This is a genomic window from Sphingomonas sp. G5 (genome assembly GCF_052660795.1).
Window position 1 is genome coordinate 979,887 of the sequence record NZ_CP109660.1, and the last position, 20,843, is coordinate 1,000,729.

Consider the following 20,843-nt stretch of genomic DNA (forward strand, 5'->3'; position numbering starts at 1 on the left):
AGCGCCGACCACCGACATCGCGGCATCCCTTGTTCGACGCGGCCGCGACGTCCTCACGACGCCGGAGCGCCGGCATCCGTCCCCGGGACGCGCGGCCGCGCGGTCGCACGCGCCTCAGGCGGGAAGAGTCGGGATGGATGCCAGCAGCTGCCGCGTGTACGCCGCCTGCGGCTGCAGCAGCACCTTCTCGGTGGGCCCCTGCTCGACGATTCGGCCGTCCTTCATCACGACGACCTGGTCGCAGACGTTCTGCACCACGCCGATGTCGTGCGAGACGAGCACGAGGGTGAGGTCTTCTTCGACCCGCAGGCGTGCGAGGAGGTGCAGGATCTGCGCGCGCACGGTCACGTCGAGGGCCGACAGCGGTTCGTCGCCGACGAGGATGCGGGGGCGGTGGACGATCGCTCGCGCCAGGGCGATCCGCTGCCGCTGGCCGCCCGAGAACTCGTGCGGGAACCGCGTGGCCATATCGGCGTCGAGACCGACCTGTTCGAGCACGTCGCGCACGCGCGCACGGCGATCGCCCTCGATCCCGAGCGCCCACAGCGGTTCGCCCACGATGCGGTCGACATTCATACGCGGGTCGAGCGAGGCGTACGGGTCTTGGAAGACGATGCCGGTCGCCCGGCGCAGCCAGTGCAGCGACCGCGCCGAACCCCGCGCATCGACGGGGCGTCCGTCGACCTCGACCGTCCCCGCGCTCGGCACGTCGAGTCCCAGCAGCAGGCGCACGAGGGTGGACTTGCCCGACCCCGATTCGCCGATGATCCCCACTGCGCTGCCCGCGAGCACCGAGAGGTCGACGTCGGCGAGACCCACTGTCCGCTCGGCGCGGCCCACGCCCCGCGTCCGCGGCGTCGGGTAGGTGCGCGAGAGACCTCGCGCGCGCAACAGCGTCTCGGTCACGGGGTCTCCTGGGCGTCGTCGGTCGCGACCCCGCGAGCGGGGAGCTCGGGATGCCACAGCGTGGCGGTCGCATCCCGCAGCAACGCCTGCGTGACGGGCGAGGACGGCGCCCGCAGCAGGTCGGTGACAGGGCCCTCTTCGACCACTCGGCCGTGTTCGAGCACGACGGCGTGGGTCGCGACCTGCGCGAGCACCGCGAGGTCGTGCGTGATGAAGACGAGGGACATCCCGACGTCGTGGACGAGAGATCTCAGCAGCGAGAGGATCCCCGCCTGGATCGTGACGTCGAGCGCCGTGGTCGGCTCGTCGGCGATGAGCAGGCGCGGGCGGCAGGCGAGGGCCATCGCGATCGCGACGCGCTGGCGCTGGCCGCCGGAGAGCTGGTGCGGGTAGCGCGAGACGATGCGCTCGGGGTCGGGGAGCGCGACGCGCTCGGCCTCGGCCACGGCGCGGCGCAGCGCTTCGCGGCGCGAGACGCCCTCGTGGATGCGCACGGACTCCCCGATCTGCCGCCCCACCGTGCGGATGGGGTTGAGGGCCGTCCGCGGCTCCTGGAAGACCATGCCGATGTCGTCGCCGCGCAGGCGGGCGAGCTCGCGGTCGGGGAGCCCGAGGATCTCGCGGCCGTCCCAGAGGATGCTGCCCGAGGCGTGCGCTCCGTCGGGCAAGAGCCCCAGGATGGCAAGGGCGGTCAGCGACTTGCCCGACCCCGATTCGCCGATGAGTCCCACGCGGGCGCCCCCGGGGACCGAGAACGAGACGTCGTCGACGACGGCGCGGTCGCCGATCTCGATCCGCAGGTTCTTCACGACCAGGCTCACGCGACCACCCCCGGCACGTGCGTGCGCGCCGCGGGGGTGCGCTCGCCGAGGGTGGGGTCGGCCGCCTCGCGCAGCGCGTCGCCCAGCAGATTCAACCCCAGCACCGTCAGCGTGATCGCCAGGCCCGGCCACACCACCGTGAGCGGATGCACGGAGATGTACGCCTGCAGATCGCTCAGCAGAACACCCCACGAGGGCTGGGTCACGGGAGCGCCGAAGCCCAGGTACGACAGCCCCGCCTCGGCGAGCACGGCCACGGCCATGCCCCACGACAGCTGCACGATGAACACCGGCGCGACGTTGGGGAGGAGGTGCCGGGTGAGGTTCTGCCCGGTCGACAGTCCGCTCGCCCGCCCCGCGAGCACGAAGTCGCTGTGCAGCACGCGCCGCAGCTCGGGCCGTGTCACGCGCGCGATGTTCACCCCGAACCCGATTCCCACCGACCAGATCACCACCGCGAGGGAGCCGCCCCACACGGCCGAGATCATCATGGCGATGATGAGGACCGGGAACGCGATGAGGATGTCCACGAGGACCGCGACGCTCTCGCGGATCCAGCGCGCGGTGAGCGAACCGAGGGCGGCGAGGACGATGCCGAGCAGCGAGGCCACCGCTCCCGCGCCGACGGCGACGACGACGGTGGTTCGCGCTCCGGCCATGAGCAGGCTCGCGATGTCGCGACCGCTGTTGTCGGTGCCGAGCACGTGCGGCCACGAGGGGTCGCTCCAGCGCGCGCGAGCGTCGACCGCGGCCGGGTCGAAGGGGGTCCAGAAAAGAGAGACGACGGCCGTGACGAGCACGAGGGCGACGATCAGGATGCCGAATCGCCCGGTGCCGAGACTCCAGAGGCGCCGGAGGGTGGTCATGAGGCCTCCCTTTGGCGGGGGTCGATGAGGCGGTGGGCGAGGTCGACCAAGAAGCCGACGAGCAGCACGAATCCCGTGAGCGCCAGCAGTTCGCCCTGCACCTTCGGCAGGTCGCGCGCGGCGACGTCGGTGACGAGCATCCGGCCGACCCCGGGGAGGGTGAAGAGCTGTTCGATGACCACGGCCCCCACGATGATCCCGGCGATCTGCAGACCCAGCACCGTGATGACCGACAGCCCGACGTTGGGCAGGCCGTGGCTCAGCAGGGCGCGGGTGCGCGTGAGGCCCTTGGCCGCTGCTGTGCGCACGTAGTCCTGGCCGAGTGCCTGCAGGGTCGCGCTGCGCACGAACCGCAGCAGCATCGCCCCCTCGACCACGCCGATGGTGAGGGCGGGGAGGATGAGGGCTCGGAACGCTGCCGCGGGATCGTTCCACCCGGCTCGGGGGAAGCCCTGGGGCGGTAGCCACCCCAGCCACACCGCGAACACGACGACGAGCATCATGCCCGCCCACACCGTGGGCACCGCTGCCAGGGCCTGCGCCCCGACGCTCAGCGCCGTGCCGCCGGCTCGTCGGCGCCCGAGAGCGGAGAGGACACCGAACGGGATGCCGACGATCAGAGCGACCGTGAGCGACATCGCCGCGAGCGGCACGGTGACGCGGGCCTTGTCCGCCAGCTCCGAGGCCACAGAGGAGCCGGTGATGAGCGAGGTGCCGAGATCACCGCGAACGAGCCCGCCGATCCAGTCGAGGTACTGCGTCCACAGCGGTGCATCGAGCCCGAGGCCCTCTCGTAGCGCCGCGACCTGCTGCGGGGTCGCCTCCGTGCCGGCGATGAGCTGCGCGACGTCGCCGGGGAGCACCCGGAGCGAGACGAAGATCAGCACGCTGGCCACGGCCAGGCCCAGCACGAGCAGGCCCAGCCGTGTCAGCGTGTAGCGGATCACTCCGCCGCGACCGTCACGCCCGACAGGGGCAGGCGCACGTTGAGCGAGTTCTTCGGGAAGTTCGCCACGTTCGTGCCGACGGCGGTGAGCGGGGTCGACAGGAACAGCCAGTCGGCGGCATCCTCGTCGCTCACGATGCGGGCGGCCTCGGCGAGCAGGTCGGAGGACTGCTGCTGGTCGGTGGTCGCCAGCGCCTGGCCGTAGAGGCTCTGGACCTCGGCGTTGTCGTAGCCGAAGTAGTACGAGGGGTTCGCCCAGTTGCCGAAGTCACGTGCTTCGACGTGGCGGACGAAGCTGAGGTCGTAGTCGTGGTTCTTGTAGACGTCCTGCAGCCAGGTGCTGAAGTCGACCGACTTCACCTTCAGCGTGACCCCGACGTCGGCGAACGACGAGACCAGGAAGGTCGGAATGGTGGTCGGATAGACGTTGGGGATCGTCAGCGTGAGGGTGAGGTTCTCGGCCCCGGCCTGGGCGAGCAGCTCACGGGCGCGGTCGGGGTTGTACGAGATGCTGCCCGACAGGTCTTCGTATCCCGGATCGAGCGGGGCGATGGGGCCGTAGAGCTCCTGGCCCGAGCCGAGCGTCTCGATGAGGGCCTTGTGATCGATCGAGAGGCGCAGTGCCTCGCGCACGCGCTGGTCGTTCAGCGGAGCGCGCTGGTTGTTGAAGGCCAACGTGCCCTTGTCGGTGGTCAGGCCGGACTCGATGGTGAAGGCGTTCGTGCCCTCGATCTGCCCGCGCAGCTCGGGGTCGATCTCGAGCGCCACGTCGACGTCGCCGGCGACGGCGGCGTTGGTCGCGGCGCTCTGGTCGGGGATGTAGTCGAGCACGACCTCGGCGACGCCGGCCTTGTCGCCCCAGTACCCGTCGTACCGCGAGAGGGTCAGGCTCTGCCCGGCGTTGCGGCTCTCGACGCGGAAGGGGCCGGTGCCGTTCGCGGCGGTCTGGAAGTTCGTCGTGTCGCCGCTCTTGAAGATGAGACCCGCGCGGCCCGTCATGGCGAAGAGGAAGTCGATGTTGGGCTTGGCGAGCGTCACGACCACCGTCGAGGCGTCGGGGGAGGCGATCGAGGACACGTTCGCCAGGTCGGAGCTGTTCTGGATGGTGGGGTCGTCCTTGGCCGTCTGCAGCGAGGTGACGACATCGTCGGCCGTGAGCGCGCTGCCGTCGTGGAAGGTCACGCCCTGGCGGAGGGTGAAGGTGTAGGTGAGTCCGTCGGGAGACACCGTCCACGCCGTGGCGAGTGCCGGGGCGATCGCGTTGGAGTCGTCGCCGTTGCGGGTGACCAGGCCCTGGTAGACGTTGTCGATGAGAGCCTGCTCGAGCGAGGCGCCGCTGGTGCGGCGGATGTCGAGGTTCGACGGCTCCAGCGACAGACGCACCGTGAGGGTGGCGTTCGGGTCGGCTTCTCCGGTGGGGTTCGGCGTCGTGTTCGAGCCGGTGCACGAGGTGAGCAGGAGCGCTCCGATCAGGAGCATGCTCGTGGCGAGAGCGGTGCGGCGCAGCATTGCGGGGTGTGTCCTTTCGCAGGCCGAGGCATCGGGGTGCTGTGGATGCCGAGCAGGGGTGGCAACAGCCTACTTTCACCCGTATTCCCTCGACGCCGTCTGTGACGGTGCGCGACGCGGGATGACGGTTCGGGTCGGCGGGTCAGGGGGTGGTCAGGAGGGGGCGGATCAGACGCGCGAGGCTCTCGGGATCTTCCTCCTGCGCGTTGTGCCCGGTGGACAGAACCCGGACGTCGGCCCCGGGCACACGCCGCGCGAGCTCCTCGGCATCCGTCTTCGTGACGAAACCGCGCTCGCCGCGCACGAGCGTGACGGGGGCGGTGACCCCGCCCAGGTCGTCCCATCCGGTCGCCGACAGCACCGCCTTCACGGCATCCGGGGTCGTGGGGTCGGCCCCGGCGTTCGCGGCGGCCGCGGCGAGGTGCGCGAAGTGATGCTTCCACTCCACCCGGCCGTCGGGGCGTACCCGGGAGTTGAGGAAGACCCCGCGCGCCGCGGCCTCGGGCGAACCGCCCAGGCCGAACGAGAGGGCGCGTTCCACCAGTTCTTCCCGTGACGACCAGTCCGTGGGGCCGGCGAAGAACGCGCGGATCTGCGCGGGACCCGCGCTCGGGTCGACCCCCGGCGTGATGTCGACGATCGCGAGGCGAGCGACGAGATCGGGACGGGATGCCGCGACCGCGGCCGCCGTGAGACCGCCCAGCGAGTGACCCACGAGCACCTGCGGACCCGTCGTCCACTGCTCGAGGGCCGTGATGACGTCGGGGGCGAGGACGCGCGCCACGTATGCCGCGTCGTCGCGCCACGACGAATCGCCGTGGCCGGGGAGGTCGAGAGCCAGAGCGGGCACCCCCAGGTGCAGCAACGTCGTGTCCCAGGTGTGGGCGTTCAGACCGGCGCCGTGCAGCAGAGTGAGCGCCGGGGGAGCGGCCCCCCAGCGCAGACCGCTGAGCGTGCGGCCGTCGGCCAGGGTGAGCCGCACCCGTTCGACGGGAGGGAGTTCGCGGCCGAGATCGGCCGCCTGGGCGGGGAGGAACGAGAACTCGTCGCGCTCGGGCATTCGATCAGCCTGTCACTGTCGACGCCGATGTCGCCATCGCCGCGCCACGGGGCGTCGCCGATTCTCCCCGCCGACCCCCGGCGGGGCCGCCGTAGGCTGTCGCCATGGGCGAAGAACGGCGCGTGCACCTGTCGAAGTCGGCTCCCGAGGCGTACGCCGCGCTGCGTGCGTTCTCGACCACCGTCGGGCGCCTCGCCGCGGAGGCCGGCATCGATGCGCGGCTGCGCGAGATCGTGCAGATCCATGCGTCCCAGCTGAACGGGTGCGCCTACTGCGTGCGCGTGCACGTGGATGGCGCGGTGAAGGCCGGGCTCGACGCCGATGTGATCGCCCAGATCGCGACGTGGCGGGAGTCGGGCGTCTTCGATGAGCGCGAAAGAGCCGCCCTCGAGCTGACGGAGTCGTTCACCTTCATCCACGAGGACGGCATCCCCGACGAGGTCTACGACCAAGCGGGCGGCATCCTGAGCGAGGCCGAGTACGTCGCGCTCAGCTGGGTGCTCGTGGCCATCAACGCCTTCAATCGCGTCGCGATCGCCGGTCGATACCCCGTGCCGCCGCGCGCTTCCTCCCCCGAGACCCCGATTCCGGATGCCGCGGCGTCGGCCGTTCCGGGGGGACCCCACGTGCACGCGGACGGCACCGCGTGACCGGCTCGCTCGTCTCGGGGGCGGTGAATTTCCGCGACGTCGGCGGTCTCCCCGCGGGAGAGCATCGCACGCGCTCGGGCGTGCTCTACCGCTCCGGCAACCTCGTCGCGGTGGACGACGCGGGCGTGCAGGACCTCCGGGATCTCGGCATCCGGCGCGTGATCGATCTGCGCGACGAGTCGGAGGTCGCCCATGCGCCCAGCCGTCTCGACGACGGCGTCGAGATCCAGCACGAACCGCTCTTCCTCGGTTCGGTCGCCTCGTTCTTCGCGCGCGACTTGAGCCTCGACGACATGTACGCCGCCCTGATCACGGACTCCGCCGACCGGGTGGTGTCGGCGGTCCGCGGCATCCTGGCGGCCCAGCCCGTGCTCGTGCACTGCACCGTGGGAAAGGATCGCACCGGGGTCACCGTCGCGATCGCGCTCGCCGCGGCCGGGGTCGACCGCGAGGCGGTGATCGCCGACTACGCCCGCACCGAGGAGTTCCTGCCCGCCGAGCGAAACGCGCGGGTGCTGGCGGCGATCCGCGCCGTGCATCCCGATAACGTCCATGCCGAAGCCCTCGCGACCCGCTCGCCCGCTCCGGTCATGCGCGCGCTGCTGCATCGGGTGGATCGGGACTTCGGCTCTTCTGCGGGGTACCTTCTCGCGAACGGGATGACCGAGGCCGAGATCGAGCGGTTGCGCCAGGTGCTGATCGACGGACCGGGCCGCCCGGCGGCGTCTTTCGACGTCGAGATACGGAGCCGGAACTCAGGTTAGGCATACCTATGTCGAGGGTATAGTGGAGGCATCATGTCGATCCCCACGGAGCACAACGCCGCCGCGTGCCGCGCGTCGCGGCACACGCGTGTGCAGCACCTCGTGACGGCTGACGAGACCTCGCTCGCCGAGCTCGAAGCCCTGCTCGCGACGCTGCCGATCTGCTCGACCGGCCGCGTGTTCGTCGAGGTTCCCGACGCGTCGTGGATCGGGTCGATTGCCGCTCCCGCCCGTATGACCCTCACGTGGCTCGACCGCTCGCGTCGCGGCGGAGCCCCCGGAACCGGCCGCGGCTGCGCGCCCGGCGAAGCCCTTTCGCGTGCCGTCTCGGGCTGGGCCGGTGAGATGCTGTGCTGCGACGACGACGCGACGCGCGTCATCCTGCTCGGCGGCTACCTCGGCACGGCCGAGATCGTCGACGAACTCGTCGCACGTCACGGCGTCGACGCGCAGGCGATCCACACGCCCGAGCGCTTCGGGCTGGCCACCGCGCGCTGAGGCGCCACGGCTCCTCGGCGCGGACGCAGGCTGTGCGCGGCGCGTTGTCGGTCGGCATCCGCCCGCTCTGCTGAGATCGCGCGTATCGCCGAGGGTTCGATCCGCCCGCTGGCTTTCCGACCGGTGCCGCGAGCTGCCGCGGAGAGTCAGGCCCCTCGACGCAGGTAGTTGCCCTCGACCAGGCCCGCCTCGATTTCGAACCGGTTGCGCAGCGGATCGCGTCCGGCCAGGGCGTAGAGCAGCGGCATGAGGAAGCCGTACCGGCGCCACTGCCGCTGGTGGATCGCCTCGTGCCCGAGCACGATGTCGGTCGGCCGGTCGTCACCGGTGAGGAAGCAACCGCCCACGCACACGCCTCCGCGGGGGAACGCCCACGATGGCAGCCCGCGGAACACCCAGAGGCCCCGACGCTTCTCGATGCGTCCCGTGCTCCACAGTGCCCCCCACACCCACCCCACGGTGCAGCCGTACCAGTAACCGACGCGGCTGATCGGAGAGTCGAGCAGCACGCCGGGCAGGAATCGGTCGACGCGCCGGCCCCGCGCCACCGCCCTGTCGGCACGCTCACGCCAGCCCGCCGGAGGCGGGGGAAGAGGGCTCATGCGAGGGCTCCGATCACGCGCAGGATCGTCCCGAGGTCGTCGACGGCTGCGGCCGGGCTCGAGGGGGCGAAGTCGGTCAGTGTCGCTCCCGCGAGCGGGAGACGCTCGCGCAGACGGCGAATGGATGCCACGACCTCCGTCGTGCGCGCACCGAAGGGCACGGCCTGGGCGATGCCGCCGATGTCGGCGGGGTCGAGCGCATCGAGATCGACGTGCACGTGGGCGCGCGTTGCTCCGGTGGCGGCGACGGCGTCGGCGAGCGTATCGGGGGAGGCGAGCTCGTCGGCGCGGATCACGGTGATCCCGTGAGCGACGACGAACGCCTCTTCCTCGGGGTCCCAGGCACGCGTCGCCACGAGCACGAGACGCGACGGCGCGATCCCGGGTTCGAGACGGAGGAGGGCCTCGCCCTCGCCGGCGATCGCCCTCAGCGCCATCCCCGCGAAGGCGCCGCTGGGGGAGGACCCCGGGGTGTTCAGGTCGGGGTGCGCGTCGATCCACACGACGGCGAGGTCGTCTCCCGCGATCGCCGAGACGGCTCCCAGCGCGACTCCGCAGTCGCCGCCCACGACGATGGCGGGCTCGTCGGACGCGCGCACGGCTTCTTCGATGCGTTCACGCATGCGCACGAGCGCGCTGTGGCGCTGCACGCGGGTGCCCTGGGCGTCGCCGGCTTCGGCCGGGGGGTCGAGGAGGGTCGTCGACGCACGCGGCAGATCGCCGGCGATGGCTTCAGCGCCGTCGACGAGCTGCATCGCCCGAGCGGAGGACGAGCCCTGCCACTGCGGGGCGACGATGAATCGGGTCATGGCGGTTCCCCTCACCGAGAGATACGAGTGCACCGCCCGAGCGATCGGGCGGTGCACTCGCGGTCGTGGGTCAGACCTGGTCGGGGCTGGGTGCGTCGATCGCGGCGCGCTGCGGACCGCCGACCTTGAGGGCCGCGAGACGGGCCTCGACCTCGGTGAGCTCTCCAACGTCTTCGAGGGCGTTGAACTGCGCATCGATGCTCGAGGCGGCGAGCTCCTGCTTGCCGGCGGCGAGGGCCTCCTGGCGGCGGATCTTGTCTTCGAAGCGGCCGAGCTCGCTCGTCGGGTCGAGCACGTCGATCGACTTGACGGCGTCGTGCACCTTGTTCTGCGCCTCGGCGACCTTGGCGCGAGCGGTGAGCTCGTTGCGCTTGGCCTTGAGCTGCTCCAGCTTGGTCTTCATGCCGTTCAGGCCGTCTTTGAGCTTGTCGACGACCTCGGTCTGCGCGGCGATGGTGGGAGCGGCGGCCTTGGCTTCTCCCTCGGCGGTGATCTGACGCTGGAGGGCGATCTTGGCGAGGTTGTCGAACTTGTCGGCTTCGCTCAGGTTGCCGCCGGCGCGCAGTTCGTCGCCCTTGCGGCTGGCGGCGAGGGCCTTGTTGCCCCACTCGGCCGCCGCCTGGACGTCTTCCTGGTGGTCGCGCTCGAGCAGACGGAGGTTTCCGATCGTCTCGGCGATGGCCGACTCGGCATCGGCGATCGAGTTCGAGTAGTCGCGGACGAGCTGGTCGAGCATCTTCTGCGGGTCCTCGGCCTGGTCGAGGAGCGCGTTGACGTTCGCGCGGACGAGGGTCTGGATGCGACCGAAGATGGACTGCTTGGCCATGCGGGGTGTTCCTTCCTGAGGGCGACGGTGTCGAGTCTGGTGGCGGATTCTACGAATTGTCTGTGATGGCACGGCGAGGCCGCGAGGGGTGGACTAGCGGCGCGACCCCCGTCCACCGCCGGCGCGGCTGCGACCGCCACCCGAAAAGCCGCCGCCGCCCCCGCTGCGCGAGCGGCCGCCGCCGGAGAACCCGCCGCCGAAACCGCCGCCGCGCGAGCGCCCGCCGCCGCCGGAGAACCCTCCGCCGAGGCCGCCCAGGCCGCCGAGGCCGCCGCCCCCGAAACCGCCGCGCGAGCGCCCGCCGCCGAGGATGGCGTTCACGGCGATGCCGCCGAGGACCGCGCCCATCATGTCGCCGCCGCCCCCGCCGGCTCCGCCGCCGAAGGCCCCGACGTCGCTCTGCGCGGCGGAGTCGGCGTCTGCCGCGAGCTGAGCCGCGCGCTGGGCGGCGGCGAGGGCTGCGGCGGGGTCGGCGGTACGCAGCTGCTCGGCCTGTACGAGGGCCGCGCCCGCCTCGGCGAGACGCGTGCGTGCCGTCGCTCCGACGGCTCCCCTGCGTGCGGAGATGAAATCCTCGGTCGCGCGCACCTGTGCGCGCGCCTGGACCAGCGTCGTGTCGAGCTGGCTTTCGGCGCGGCGACGACGCTCGGCCGCGTCGCGGGCCTCGTCGAGCACCGCGTCGATCGTGGCGTTCGCCTGCTGCAGCGCCTGGACCGCCCGCATCGGGTTGGGGCGCGGGGTCGAGAGCGCGCCGCGCGCGTCGTCGAGCTGCGACCGCGCGGAGGCCGCCGCGGCCGCGATGCGTCCCTCGGGATCGGGCAATCGAGAAGCCGCGGCGAGGTCGCCCTCGATCTCTGCGACGAGAGCCGAGGCGCGCTGCTGTGCCTCGGCCAGGGCCGATTCCAGTGCACTCACCGCTCGCTCGAGGGTGTCGGCCTGGGCCACGCCCGCCTGGGCGGCACGGATCGCGACCGCCGCTTCTCCGGTGCGCCCCGCGGCGAGAGCCGCCTCGGCGGCCGTCTCTTGGGTGCTCGCCAGCTCGAGGCGGGCTCGGGCCTGGACCGGGTTGTCGGCGACGGTGGAGAGCGCGTCGTCGCTGAAGCGCTCGGTCAGGCGCGCGAGCCCGGCCTCCGCCGCGCTGAGGGCCTCGGCGATCGTCGCGTGCTGCCGGCGGGTCGCGGCGAGGGCTCCCGGCGCATCGGCCTCGAGGGCGCGCAACTCGTCGAAGGCGGCGGCCTTGGCATCCAGAGCCTCGTCGGCGTCGGCGCACAGCCGCAGGATATCCATGTAGCCCGCGCGCTGCTGCTCGGGGGTCTCGGGAGTGCCGTCGTCGAGTTGCTGCTGGATCGAGAACGCGCGGTCGAGGTCGGCCTGGGCCTGGGCGAGCGCTTCGCCGAAGGGCGCCGCTGCCTCGTCACCGAACTGCGCGCGGGCGAAACCGAGCTCCTGCTCGCTCGTCTTGACGGCGTCGTCCGTGGCCACGAGAGAGGAACCGGCGCGACGGGAGAGGTCGTCGATGCTCTCCGACGGGGTATCGCCCGCTCCGGACGTCGCCGCGCGCCGACGCCGACGCACGGCCAGCCAGACGAGGGCGGCGGCGATCGCGAGCAGCAGGATGCCCACGATCACGATGGGCACGAGGGGCGGACCGCTCTGCGTGGCGGGAGTCGGGGGAGGGTTCGGCATGTTGCCGCCCGCCTTGGCATGCGCGGTGCGCAGGCCGTCGGCCGCGGCGACCGCCGCGCCCGCGTCGTCGCCCGCCGTGAGCGCCGGTTGCACCCGGTCCTGCTCGATCGAGCTGAGCTGGGCCGCCGAGATGCCGCCCGCATCGACGTCGCCCGAGAGGTAGTACTCGAAGCTGTCGCCTTCGATGGCCACCGCCAGCAGGTATTGGTTGGGCCCGAGCCGATTGCGGTTGGCGGTCTCGTTCGCCCAGTCGTCGGCGCCGGTGGGCTCTTCGAAGCCGTCGACGTAGACGACCCACAGATCCAGTCCCGTCTGCTCCGACAGCGTCACCAGGCGCCTCTGGACATCGGCCTCTTGCGCGTCGGTCAGCACATTCGCCTGGTCGAGGACATAGCTCGAGCCGAGGGTGGGCGGGGGGATCGCCGCAGCGCTGAGGGGGGCGACCACGACTCCGACGAACGCGAGCACCAGCACCGCGATCGTGTGCAGCACGGTCGGCTTTCGCATGCAGTCCCCTTCGGTTGCCGGATGCCTCCACCCTATAAACGACCGCCGACACCGGGGGAGGAGCGGCGCGTCCGCTGTGAGCGCACGCGAGCGCCGCCTAGGCTCGGACGCTCGGAGGTACACCATGGACGACCGCTACGGAACGGACGTGCTCGCCCGCGGGTGGCGCGAGGCCGGACGCATCGTGCCCGCCGAGGTCGCGGCATCCGCTGATCTCGTCGTCGAGATCGCGGGCGACGGCTTCGTCGGTGCGGTGACCCGCATCGACGGCATGAACGTCGAGCTGGAGGACCGCTTCGGCAGACGTCGCCTGTTCCCGCTCGGCGGAGGATTCCTCGTCGACGGCAAGCCCGTGGTGCTGAAAGCCCCCGCCGCCGCAGCGAAGGGGCGCACTCGCACGGCATCCGGGTCGTTCGCCGTCGCCGACCAGCGCGCCCGCACGGCCCGCGCCAGCCGCATCTTCGTCGAGGGAAAGCACGATGCCGAACTCGTCGAGAAGGTCTGGGGCGCCGACCTGCGCGCCGAGGGAGTCGTGGTCGAGTTCCTCGAGGGGGTCGACCTCCTCGAGCAGGCGCTGGATGCCGAGCCCCCCACCGCCGAGCGCCGATACGGGGTGCTCGTGGACCATCTCGTGCCGAACTCCAAGGAGTCGCGCATCGCCGAGAAGATCGCGCGTGGCCGTCACGGCGCGCACGTGCGCATCGTCGGCCACCCCTTCGTCGACGTGTGGCAGTGCGTCACCCCCCGCGCTCTGGGGATCACCGCGTGGCCCGAGGTGCCGCGCGGCATCGAATGGAAGGTCGGCGTCTGCCGGGCGCTCGGCTGGCCCGCCGAGGAGCAGGCCGATACCGCCCGCGCCTGGCAGCACATCCTGTCGAAGGTCACCACGTTCCGCGACCTCGAGCCGGCCCTGCTCGGCCGCGTCGAGGAACTCATCGATTTCGTGACCGTCCCGTGAGCGGCCGCAAGGTGCCCGTGCGGCACACGCCCGAGGGGCAGCCGAATAACCTGGATGCCATGGACACCGCCCCCGTCTTCCGCGACAAGCCGGTGTCGTTCGTACGCCGCAGCGGTCGCATGTCCGAGGCGCAGGATCGCGCGTGGGCGGAACTCTCGCCGTTCTACCTGCTCCCCGTCGAGCGTGCCGCCGCCACGACAAGTGTGAGGGCGGGCACCGCGATCGACCCGGCCGAGGTCTACGGCCGCACCGCACGCCTCGTGGTCGAGATCGGCTCGGGCCAGGGCCATCAGATCGTCTCGGCCGCCTCCGCCGATCCCGACAGTGACTTCTTGGCCGTCGAAGTGTTCACCGCCGGACTGGCGCGCACCATGCTCGACGCCGACCGGGCGGGCGTGAAGAACCTGCGCCTGGTCGAGGCCAACGCGCCGGAGGCCCTCGAACACCTGCTCCCGGCGGCATCCGTCGACGACGTGTGGATCTTCTTCCCCGACCCCTGGCACAAGAACAAGCACACCAAGCGTCGCCTCGTCGCCCCCGACTTCGCGCGGATCGCCGCCCAGGCCCTGCGCCCCGGCGGTACTCTGCGCCTCGCGACCGATTGGCAGGACTATGCCGACCAGATGCGCGCCGTGCTCGACGAGGCGCCCGGCTTCGAGCGAGCGTTCGCGGGGGAGTGGGCCGACCGCTTCGAGGGCCGCGTGCTCACCGCCTTCGAACGCAAGGGGCTGCGAGTCGGCCGCGCCATCCGCGACCTGACCTACACGCGGGTCTCCCCGTGACCGCGCACACCGCGGTGCCAGTCCGTGAGCGTTCCACGTGGACGCCCAAGCTCCTCCCGGCGCTGTTGGTGTGCCTCGCCGCTCCGGCGCTGTTCGTCGCGCAGATCGTGTGGCTCGGGTGGGTTCTGCTCGCCCTCGCCGTGGCATCCGGGATTCTCGTCGATCGTCGCCTGGGCGTTCCCGTCGCGCGCGGCGGGGAACCGAGCATCGCCCGCGACGTCTCGCTCGTCGCGATCGGCCAGTTCATCGTCAGCCTGATTCCTCTGCACGCCGAGCTCGACAACGCCGCCTTCGTGCGCTTCACGCTCGCTCTCGGTGGCGCGGTCGTGGTGCCGTACGTGATCTCGCGCTTCGTCTACCGCGACAACGCGATCCGTTTCCCCTGGCGCGGCGGCGGGCGATGGACCTGGTGGCAGTGGGCGTGGCTCGGCGGGGTCATCGTGCTCGGCTACCTGATCCTGCCGTTCTACTTCATCACCTCGGGGGTGTATCGCAACTGGCCTGAGGTCGTCACCCCCGAGCTCATCGCACGCCTGTTCGTGGGCGTCGGCGCCGTCGGCATCTGGGACGAGCTCTTCTTCATCTGCACGGTCTTCGTGCTGCTGCGTCGGCATTTCCCCGACCTCACCGCCAACCTGTTGCAGGCGATCGTGTTCGTGTCGTTCCTCTGGGAACTCGGATATCAGGCGTGGGGGCCGCTGCTGACGATCCCCTTCGCGATCGTGCAGGGCTTCCTCTTCCTGAAGACGCGCTCGCTCTGGTACGTCGTGACGGTGCATCTGCTCTTCGACGCCGTGGTCTTCGGCGTCCTCGTCCACGCCCACAATCCCGGGTCGGCATCCATCTTCCTGATCTGACCCCGGACGCCGGCCCCCGGCTCCCCGCTCCGCCCCACGCAAACCCCTCCGGCTCTCCACCCCACGCCCCGCACGCATAAACGCGATCGGCGCGCATAAACGCGAGCAGCGCGTGTTTCTGCGCGCGGAAAGCGTTTATGCGTGGCTCGAGCGAGGGGATGCCGCGGTGCCCGGGTCCTGCCCAGGTCGGGTCACTATCCTGGGGACCGGACGCCCTCCGCGTCCCCGGACGAGGGATCAGTACCCGGACTGCGACAAGACTGGCCAAGGAGCACTGCCATGTCGTGGATCGTCCTCATCCTGTCCGGAATCCTCGAGGCCGTGTGGGCCACCGCCCTCGGTCGTACCGAGGGTTTCACCAAGCTCTGGCCGAGCGTGATCTTCGGCGTCGCGCTCGTGGCGTCCATGGGCGGCCTCGCCTTCGCGATGCGCGAGATCCCCACGGGTACCGCCTACGCGGTGTGGGTCGGGATCGGCGCAGCGCTGACGATCGTGGTCGCGATGGTCAGCGGGACCGAGACCGTCTCGGTGGTCAAGGTGCTGCTCGTGCTGGGCCTGGTGGGATGCGTGGTCGGTCTGAAGCTCGTGGGCGACAGCCACTGACCAGGTCATTTTCCGAAAGTCAACCGGATGGAACGCACGGTTTCATCCGGTACCATCCTCTCCAACTGCACTTGTCCGGGCCAGACACCGTCGTCACTCGCCCACATCTTCCCCTGTGAAAGGTTCCGAGTGAGCGCACCGCCGAGCGAGCTTGTCTCCCCGACGCGTCCGTCGCGCGTCATCGCACGACCGAGTCGTCTCGACCGTCTGCGCGATTCGCGCCTCGGTCGCTCCTTGCGCCAGTACGGTCACGACGTCCTCCGCAAGCCCGAGGGCATCGTCCCGATCGAGCGCGGCGCGTTCACCAAGGTCCTGATCCTGTGGGCCATCGCCCGCGTGGTCAACTTCGGCATGCTGTGGGGCTTCTACTCGATCGCCAAGGCCGCCCGCTGGGGCTTCGGTCCCGACAGCGAGCGACTCGGTACGTTCTTCGACTACCTCACCGGGTGGGATGCCGACCGCTACGGTCAGATCGCCGCGCAGGGGTACCCGATGTCGCTGCCGATGAACGTGTCGGGCGACATCCTTCCCAACAACTGGGCCTTCCTCCCGGTGTTCCCCACCCTGGTCCGCGTGATCTCGGGCGCCACCGGGCTCGGCTGGCAGCCGATCGCCGTGCTGCTGAGCCTCGGGGCCAGCCTGGGCGCCACCTGGCTGCTGTTCGTGCTGATGCGCACGGTCACCAAGCCGCAGCCGGCGTGGTGGGCCGTCGTCTTCTTCTCCTTCGCCCCGATGTCGTTCCTCTTCGTGATCGGCTACAGCGAGGGACTGTTCATGCTGTTGATGTTCGCGGGCATGCTGCTCGCGATCAAACGGCGGTACCTGTGGATCCTGCCGATCGGCCTCATCACGGCCTACACCCGTCCGGGTGTTCTGGCCCTGGGCCTGGCTCTCGGCATCGTGTTCCTCGTGCGCTTCTTCCGCCGCAAGGTCGATCCCTTCCCGATGCGCGAGTGGCTCTCTCTCATGGCATCCGGACTCGTCATCGCGGTTGCGGGTCTGTCGTGGAACCACATCGCGCAGTACGTCACGGGTACGCACAACGCCTACATCCGCACCGAACTCGGCTGGTGGCTCGACTACGTCGGCAACGACGAGTTCACCCCCTTCACCCCGTGGTTCCGCCAGGCGGGTACGCACCTGGGCGTCGTCGGCATCATCCTCGTCCTCGCGCTGATCGTCGCCTTCGCGGCGCTGATGTGGTCGCGCCCCGTCCGCAAGCTCGGCCTGATGGTCGTGGCCTACGGATTCAGCTACGGCGTCTACATCTTCGCGGTGTTCCTCCCGCAGCAGAGCACGTTCCGCCTGCTCATGCCGATGGCACCCCTGCTCGGTGACGATCGGTGGTCGTCGACCCCGCGTCGGCGCACGGCGATCCTGATCGGATGCCTCGTGCTCCAGGCCGTCGCGATCCTGCTGCTGTGGACGCGCGGCAACCCGTGATCCGGGAGTGACACGACGAGAGGGGCGACGCCGAACGGCGCCGCCCCTCTCGTCGTTCCGGGGTCAGTCGGGCTCGCCGCCGGGTTCGACGGCGTCGACCACATCCTGCTCGGCGGCGTTGTCGGCATCCAGCTCCGCCGATCCGGCGGCGTCTTCCTCGGTGCGGTCGAGGGCGCCCGTCGAGGAGTCCGAGGCGCTGGCGGGCGCCGGCGCAGTCTCGGGCGGGAGGGGGATGGTGGGCTCCGCGGGCGTCGGTGCGGTCGGTTCGGCGGGGTTCGGGGCCATCGGCTCCGAGGGCGTGGGCCGCGAAGGGTCGGACGGGGTCTGGGGGAAGGTCGGCGTGCTCATGCCTCGACTCTCCGCGCCGCCCGCATCCTGTGCGAGCCCCTTCCCCAACCGGCCGCCTCGGTGTACCTGAGCGGGGTTAGGCTTTTGACGGGGCTTCGACGACAAGGGGACGATGTGTCCACGGCACACGACGTGACTCGGCGAGACGCCATCGCGCAGTACCAGCTGTTGGGCGGACCCGCCGAACCCGACCTGCAGGGGCTCGTCGAACTCGCGGCGACGGTGTGCAATGTGCCCACCGCCGTCATCAACATCATCGACGACCGCATGCAGCACCAGGTCGCCGCCGTGGGTATCCAGGCCGCTTCGTGCGCCCGCGAGGACTCCATGTGCGCCGCCGTCATCAGTACCCCGGCGCGCGTCGTGGTACCCGATGCCCGCCTCGACCCCCGCTTCGCCGAGAACGCCTTCGTGACCGGCGAGATCGCGCTCACGCGCTTCTACGCCTCCAGCCCCCTCATCACCCCCTCGGGGATCGCGATCGGCACGCTCTGCGTCTTCGACACCGAGGTCGGCGATCTCTCGGATGCCAGCAGCCGAGCCCTCGACCTGCTCGCGCACCAGGTGATCGATGTCCTCGAACTGCGTCGTGTCCAGCGCGACCTGCTCGACTCCAACGCACAGCTGGAAAGCTTCGCCGCGCAGGTCAGCCACGATCTGCGAAACCCGCTCACCGCCCTGACCGGCTTCCTCGAGCTCGCGGCCGACAGCCCCGAGATGGCCGACGCCCCCCGCGCGGCGCGGTCCCTCGCGCGGGCGGAGGCCGCGGCCGGGCGGATGACGTCGATGGTCACCGATCTGCTCGACTTCGCCCGTATGGGGGGAGCCCGTCCGTACATGACCCGGGTCGACGTGGGCGACACCGTCGACGCCGTGCTCGAAGACCTCGACGGTGCGCTCGTGGACACCGGGGCCGAGGTGACGGTGGAGACGTCGACCTTCGTGCGCGCCGACGACACCCTCCTGCGCGTCCTCCTGCAGAACCTCATCGCCAACGCCGTGAAGTTCACCGTCGCCGCCGAGAAGGTGCCCCGTATCACGGTGGGCGTCGAGACTCTTCCGGACGGGTGGCGCGTCACCGTCGACGACAACGGGGACGCGATCGATCCCGACCTGCGCGAGCGCGTTTTCGAACCCATGCAGCGCGGTCACAGCGGTGAGGTTCCGGGAATCGGCATCGGTCTCGCAACGTGTCGACGCATCGTCGAGGCGCACCGCGGCACGATCGGTCTGGACGCCTCCCCGGCCGGGGGCACGCGCGCCTGGTTCGTCCTCCCGACAGCCGGTTGATCGCTACCGGGCGACGTACCGGGACGCAACCTCCATGACGGGCATCCGGGAAGAGCCGTAGCGTGGGCGGTGTCGATGGGGTTCGTCTCGTCTCCGTCCCCCACCCGGACCGCGAGGAGGAACGCGCCATGGCACGCAACGTGCGCCTGATGCACTGCACGCCCGACGATGTCTTCCGGGTGCTCGCGAACGGCTGGCTGTACCCCCTGTGGGTGGTCGGCACCTCCCGCATGCGCGACGTCGACGAATCCTGGCCCGCCGAGGGGGCGACGCTGCACCACTCCTTCGGGTCATGGCCTGCGGTCATCGACGACACCACCGTGATGCGCGAGTGGGATCCGCCGCGGCGCGCCGTGCTGGAGCCGCACGGCGGCCCCATCGGCGTCGCTCGCGTCGCGATCGATGTGAAAGCCCGCGGTGACCGCTGCGTCGTCCGCATCCAAGAAGAACCCGTCACGGGCCCCACGAGACTCCTGCCCGACACGGTGTTCGACGCGATCACGCGCTACCGCAACGCCGAGACGCTGCACCGCCTGGCCTACCTGGCCGAGGGGGGAGCGCCCGGAACGACGGGCGGGTCTTCGGCGCTCGGCCACGAATCCACCGCCGAGAAGGAGCCGATCGACCGATGAGCGAGAGCTACGACGCGATCATCGTCGGTTCCGGTCCGAACGGGCTCGCCGCGGCCGTCACCCTGGCCCGGTCGGGGCTCGCGGTCGCCGTATACGAGAAGTCCGACACCTTCGGCGGTGCCGCCTCGACCGCCGAGCTCACCCTCCCCGGGTTCCGGCACGATGTCGGATCGGCGGTGCACCCGCTCGCGCTGGAGTCGTGGTTCTTCCGAGAGTTCGGCCTCGATCGCCGTATCCCTCTCGTCGTCCCCGAGGTCTCCTACGCCCACCCCCTCGACGGCGGGCGCGCAGGACTGGCATTTCGTGATCTCACGCGTGCGGCCGAGGGACTCGGCGTCGACGGTCCGGCGTACGAGCGCCTCATGCGGCCCCTCGTGGACCATCTGCGGGGCGTCGCCGACTTCACGGGCAACGCCCTGCTGCGCGTCCCCGGCGACCCGCTCGCGGCCTTCTTCTTCGGCATCCGCGCTCTCGAACAGGGTGGGCCCTGGTGGAACACGCGCTTTCGTGAGGAGGTCGCGCCCAGCCTCGTCACCGGTGTCTCGGCGCACACGATCCTGCACCAGCCGAGCCTGGCCGCCGGGGGAGCGGGACTCGTGCTCGCCACCTACGGCCACGGCCGTGGGTGGCCGATCCCGATCGGTGGCAGCCAGTCGATCGCCGACGCCATGATCGCCGATATCCGCGCCCACGGGGGAGTGCTGCACGCCGGTGTCGAGGTGACCTCCCTCGACGAGCTGCCCCCGGCCCGCGCCGTGCTCCTCGACACGACCCCGCGCTCCCTCATTCGGCTCGCCGGAGATCGGATGCCGGCTTCCTACCGTCGCGTTCTCGAGAGGTTCCGCTACGGGGGCGGCGTCGCCAAGGTCGATTTCGCCCTGTCAGACCCGGTGCCCTGGGCCCATGCCGACGTCGCCCGCGCCGGCACGGTGCACATCGGCGGCACCCGCGCCGAGATCGCAGAGGCCGAGAACGCGGTGGCCCGGGGCGACCTCCCCGACGCCCCCTACGTCTTAGCGGCGCAACCGACGTTGTTCGACTCCACGCGTGCGCCCGAGGGCAAGCACGTGCTGTGGGCCTACACGCACGTTCCGTCGGGGAGTCCCGCCGACCGCGAAGACGCCGTCGTCCGTCAGATCGAGCGTTTCGCCCCGGGCTTCCGCGACACCGTGTTGGCGTCCTCGTCGCGCACGGCCGTCGACATCGCCGCATGGAACCCCAACTTCCCCGGCGGCGACATCTCGGCGGGCGCCCCCACCCTCACTCAGCTCCTGGGTCGCCCGGTCTACAGTCCCGATCCGTGGCGCACGCCGATGAAGGGCGTGTACCTGTGCTCGTCATCGACCAGCCCCGGCCCGGGCGTGCACGGCCTCGCCGGGTGGCAGGCTGCGCTCAGCACGCTCCGGCACGAGTTCGGCACGCGCCTGCGCCCCGACCTCGCTCCCCGCGACGACCAGCTGCCCACGGCGACCCGGTAGCC

General features: G+C 71.0%; 22 protein-coding genes and 1 riboswitch. Of the genes, 11 read left to right on the top strand and 11 right to left on the bottom strand.

Annotated elements, in window-relative coordinates:
• Nucleotides 1-114 precede the first annotated feature (114 nt).
• From NE358_RS04685 to NE358_RS04710, 6 genes are all read right to left on the bottom strand, one after another.
• On the bottom strand, nt 115-906 hold the full coding sequence (locus NE358_RS04685) for an ABC transporter ATP-binding protein (protein ID WP_174799625.1): 792 nt from the start codon (nt 904-906) through the stop codon (nt 115-117).
• Nucleotides 903-1,727, bottom strand: a complete 825-nt coding sequence (locus NE358_RS04690; protein ID WP_289941938.1) for an ATP-binding cassette domain-containing protein — start codon at nt 1,725-1,727, stop codon at nt 903-905. Before NE358_RS04690 ends, NE358_RS04685 begins: the two co-directional genes overlap by 4 nt.
• Complete coding sequence (locus NE358_RS04695; protein WP_103210160.1) at nt 1,724-2,593, bottom strand: ABC transporter permease; 870 nt, start codon at nt 2,591-2,593, stop codon at nt 1,724-1,726. The genes NE358_RS04690 and NE358_RS04695 overlap by 4 nt, the downstream gene beginning before the upstream one ends.
• Nucleotides 2,590-3,540 (bottom strand): ABC transporter permease, encoded by a 951-nt coding sequence (locus NE358_RS04700; protein WP_289941940.1) that lies wholly within the window; start codon nt 3,538-3,540, stop codon nt 2,590-2,592. Before NE358_RS04700 ends, NE358_RS04695 begins: the two co-directional genes overlap by 4 nt.
• Nucleotides 3,537-5,048, bottom strand: coding sequence for an ABC transporter substrate-binding protein (locus tag NE358_RS04705; protein WP_289941941.1), 1,512 nt, complete (start codon nt 5,046-5,048; stop codon nt 3,537-3,539). The genes NE358_RS04700 and NE358_RS04705 overlap by 4 nt, the downstream gene beginning before the upstream one ends.
• Nucleotides 5,049-5,190: 142 nt before the next feature.
• Nucleotides 5,191-6,108: an alpha/beta fold hydrolase gene (locus tag NE358_RS04710; protein ID WP_289941942.1), complete on the bottom strand. Its 918-nt coding sequence runs from the start codon at nt 6,106-6,108 to the stop codon at nt 5,191-5,193.
• 104 nt (nt 6,109-6,212) lie between these two features.
• Between NE358_RS04710 and NE358_RS04715 the strand changes: the two genes are divergently transcribed.
• Genes NE358_RS04715 through NE358_RS04725 form a run of 3 tightly spaced genes read left to right on the top strand, consistent with a single transcriptional unit; the run spans nt 6,213 to nt 8,020 of the window.
• A complete protein-coding gene (locus NE358_RS04715; protein ID WP_289941943.1) occupies nt 6,213-6,758 on the top strand; it encodes a carboxymuconolactone decarboxylase family protein in 546 nt (181 codons plus the stop codon).
• Nucleotides 6,755-7,522 carry a tyrosine-protein phosphatase gene (locus tag NE358_RS04720; RefSeq protein ID WP_141375483.1) on the top strand — a complete coding sequence of 256 codons (768 nt, stop codon included), beginning with the start codon at nt 6,755-6,757 and terminating at the stop codon, nt 7,520-7,522. The genes NE358_RS04715 and NE358_RS04720 overlap by 4 nt, the downstream gene beginning before the upstream one ends.
• Before the next feature lie 33 nt (nt 7,523-7,555).
• Nucleotides 7,556-8,020 (top strand): SIP domain-containing protein, encoded by a 465-nt coding sequence (locus tag NE358_RS04725; protein WP_103210170.1) that lies wholly within the window; start codon nt 7,556-7,558, stop codon nt 8,018-8,020.
• A gap of 146 nt (nt 8,021-8,166) precedes the next feature.
• On the opposite strand, the gene NE358_RS04730 is transcribed toward NE358_RS04725, so the two are convergent.
• The 4 genes from NE358_RS04730 to NE358_RS04745 all read right to left on the bottom strand — a co-directional run bounded on the left by NE358_RS04730 (nt 8,167) and on the right by NE358_RS04745 (nt 12,450).
• Entirely contained in the window at nt 8,167-8,622 is a 456-nt protein-coding gene (locus tag NE358_RS04730; protein ID WP_289941944.1) for a Fe-S oxidoreductase, read from the bottom strand.
• On the bottom strand, nt 8,619-9,431 hold the full coding sequence (locus NE358_RS04735; RefSeq protein ID WP_103210841.1) for an arginase family protein: 813 nt from the start codon (nt 9,429-9,431) through the stop codon (nt 8,619-8,621). Before NE358_RS04735 ends, NE358_RS04730 begins: the two co-directional genes overlap by 4 nt.
• Nucleotides 9,432-9,501: 70 nt before the next feature.
• Nucleotides 9,502-10,257 carry a PspA/IM30 family protein gene (locus NE358_RS04740; protein WP_074694165.1) on the bottom strand — a complete coding sequence of 252 codons (756 nt, stop codon included), beginning with the start codon at nt 10,255-10,257 and terminating at the stop codon, nt 9,502-9,504.
• Between the two features lie 93 nt (nt 10,258-10,350).
• Nucleotides 10,351-12,450, bottom strand: coding sequence for a TPM domain-containing protein (locus NE358_RS04745; protein ID WP_499318327.1), 2,100 nt, complete (start codon nt 12,448-12,450; stop codon nt 10,351-10,353).
• 124 nt (nt 12,451-12,574) lie between these two features.
• On the opposite strand from NE358_RS04745, the gene NE358_RS04750 reads away from it, so the two are divergent.
• The 5 genes from NE358_RS04750 (at nt 12,575) to NE358_RS04770 (ending at nt 17,093) form a co-directional block, all read left to right on the top strand.
• Nucleotides 12,575-13,408: a DUF3097 domain-containing protein gene (locus tag NE358_RS04750; RefSeq protein WP_289941946.1), complete on the top strand. Its 834-nt coding sequence runs from the start codon at nt 12,575-12,577 to the stop codon at nt 13,406-13,408.
• A 59-nt stretch (nt 13,409-13,467) separates the two neighbouring features.
• Nucleotides 13,468-14,190: a tRNA (guanosine(46)-N7)-methyltransferase TrmB gene (gene trmB / locus NE358_RS04755; RefSeq protein WP_103210180.1), complete on the top strand. Its 723-nt coding sequence runs from the start codon at nt 13,468-13,470 to the stop codon at nt 14,188-14,190.
• On the top strand, nt 14,187-15,047 hold the full coding sequence (locus tag NE358_RS04760) for a CPBP family intramembrane glutamic endopeptidase (protein ID WP_180993478.1): 861 nt from the start codon (nt 14,187-14,189) through the stop codon (nt 15,045-15,047). Before trmB ends, NE358_RS04760 begins: the two co-directional genes overlap by 4 nt.
• 204 nt (nt 15,048-15,251) lie before the next feature.
• Nucleotides 15,252-15,316, top strand: a riboswitch (guanidine-III (ykkC-III) riboswitch).
• A gap of 10 nt (nt 15,317-15,326) precedes the next feature.
• Nucleotides 15,327-15,650, top strand: a complete 324-nt coding sequence (locus NE358_RS04765) for a DMT family transporter (protein ID WP_103210182.1) — start codon at nt 15,327-15,329, stop codon at nt 15,648-15,650.
• Between the two features lie 129 nt (nt 15,651-15,779).
• A complete protein-coding gene (locus NE358_RS04770) occupies nt 15,780-17,093 on the top strand; it encodes a glycosyltransferase family protein (RefSeq protein WP_103210184.1) in 1,314 nt (437 codons plus the stop codon).
• A 63-nt stretch (nt 17,094-17,156) separates the two neighbouring features.
• On the opposite strand, the gene NE358_RS04775 is transcribed toward NE358_RS04770, so the two are convergent.
• Complete coding sequence (locus NE358_RS04775; RefSeq protein WP_170210588.1) at nt 17,157-17,441, bottom strand: hypothetical protein; 285 nt, start codon at nt 17,439-17,441, stop codon at nt 17,157-17,159.
• Nucleotides 17,442-17,555: 114 nt separating this feature from the next.
• Between NE358_RS04775 and NE358_RS04780 the strand changes: the two genes are divergently transcribed.
• From NE358_RS04780 to NE358_RS04790, 3 genes are all read left to right on the top strand, one after another.
• Nucleotides 17,556-18,731 carry a sensor histidine kinase gene (locus NE358_RS04780; protein ID WP_103210187.1) on the top strand — a complete coding sequence of 392 codons (1,176 nt, stop codon included), beginning with the start codon at nt 17,556-17,558 and terminating at the stop codon, nt 18,729-18,731.
• A gap of 128 nt (nt 18,732-18,859) precedes the next feature.
• Nucleotides 18,860-19,363 carry an SRPBCC family protein gene (locus tag NE358_RS04785; protein ID WP_116238878.1) on the top strand — a complete coding sequence of 168 codons (504 nt, stop codon included), beginning with the start codon at nt 18,860-18,862 and terminating at the stop codon, nt 19,361-19,363.
• Entirely contained in the window at nt 19,360-20,841 is a 1,482-nt protein-coding gene (locus tag NE358_RS04790) for a phytoene desaturase family protein (RefSeq protein WP_289941965.1), read from the top strand. The genes NE358_RS04785 and NE358_RS04790 overlap by 4 nt, the downstream gene beginning before the upstream one ends.
• The last annotated feature ends 2 nt before the right edge of the window (nt 20,842-20,843 follow it).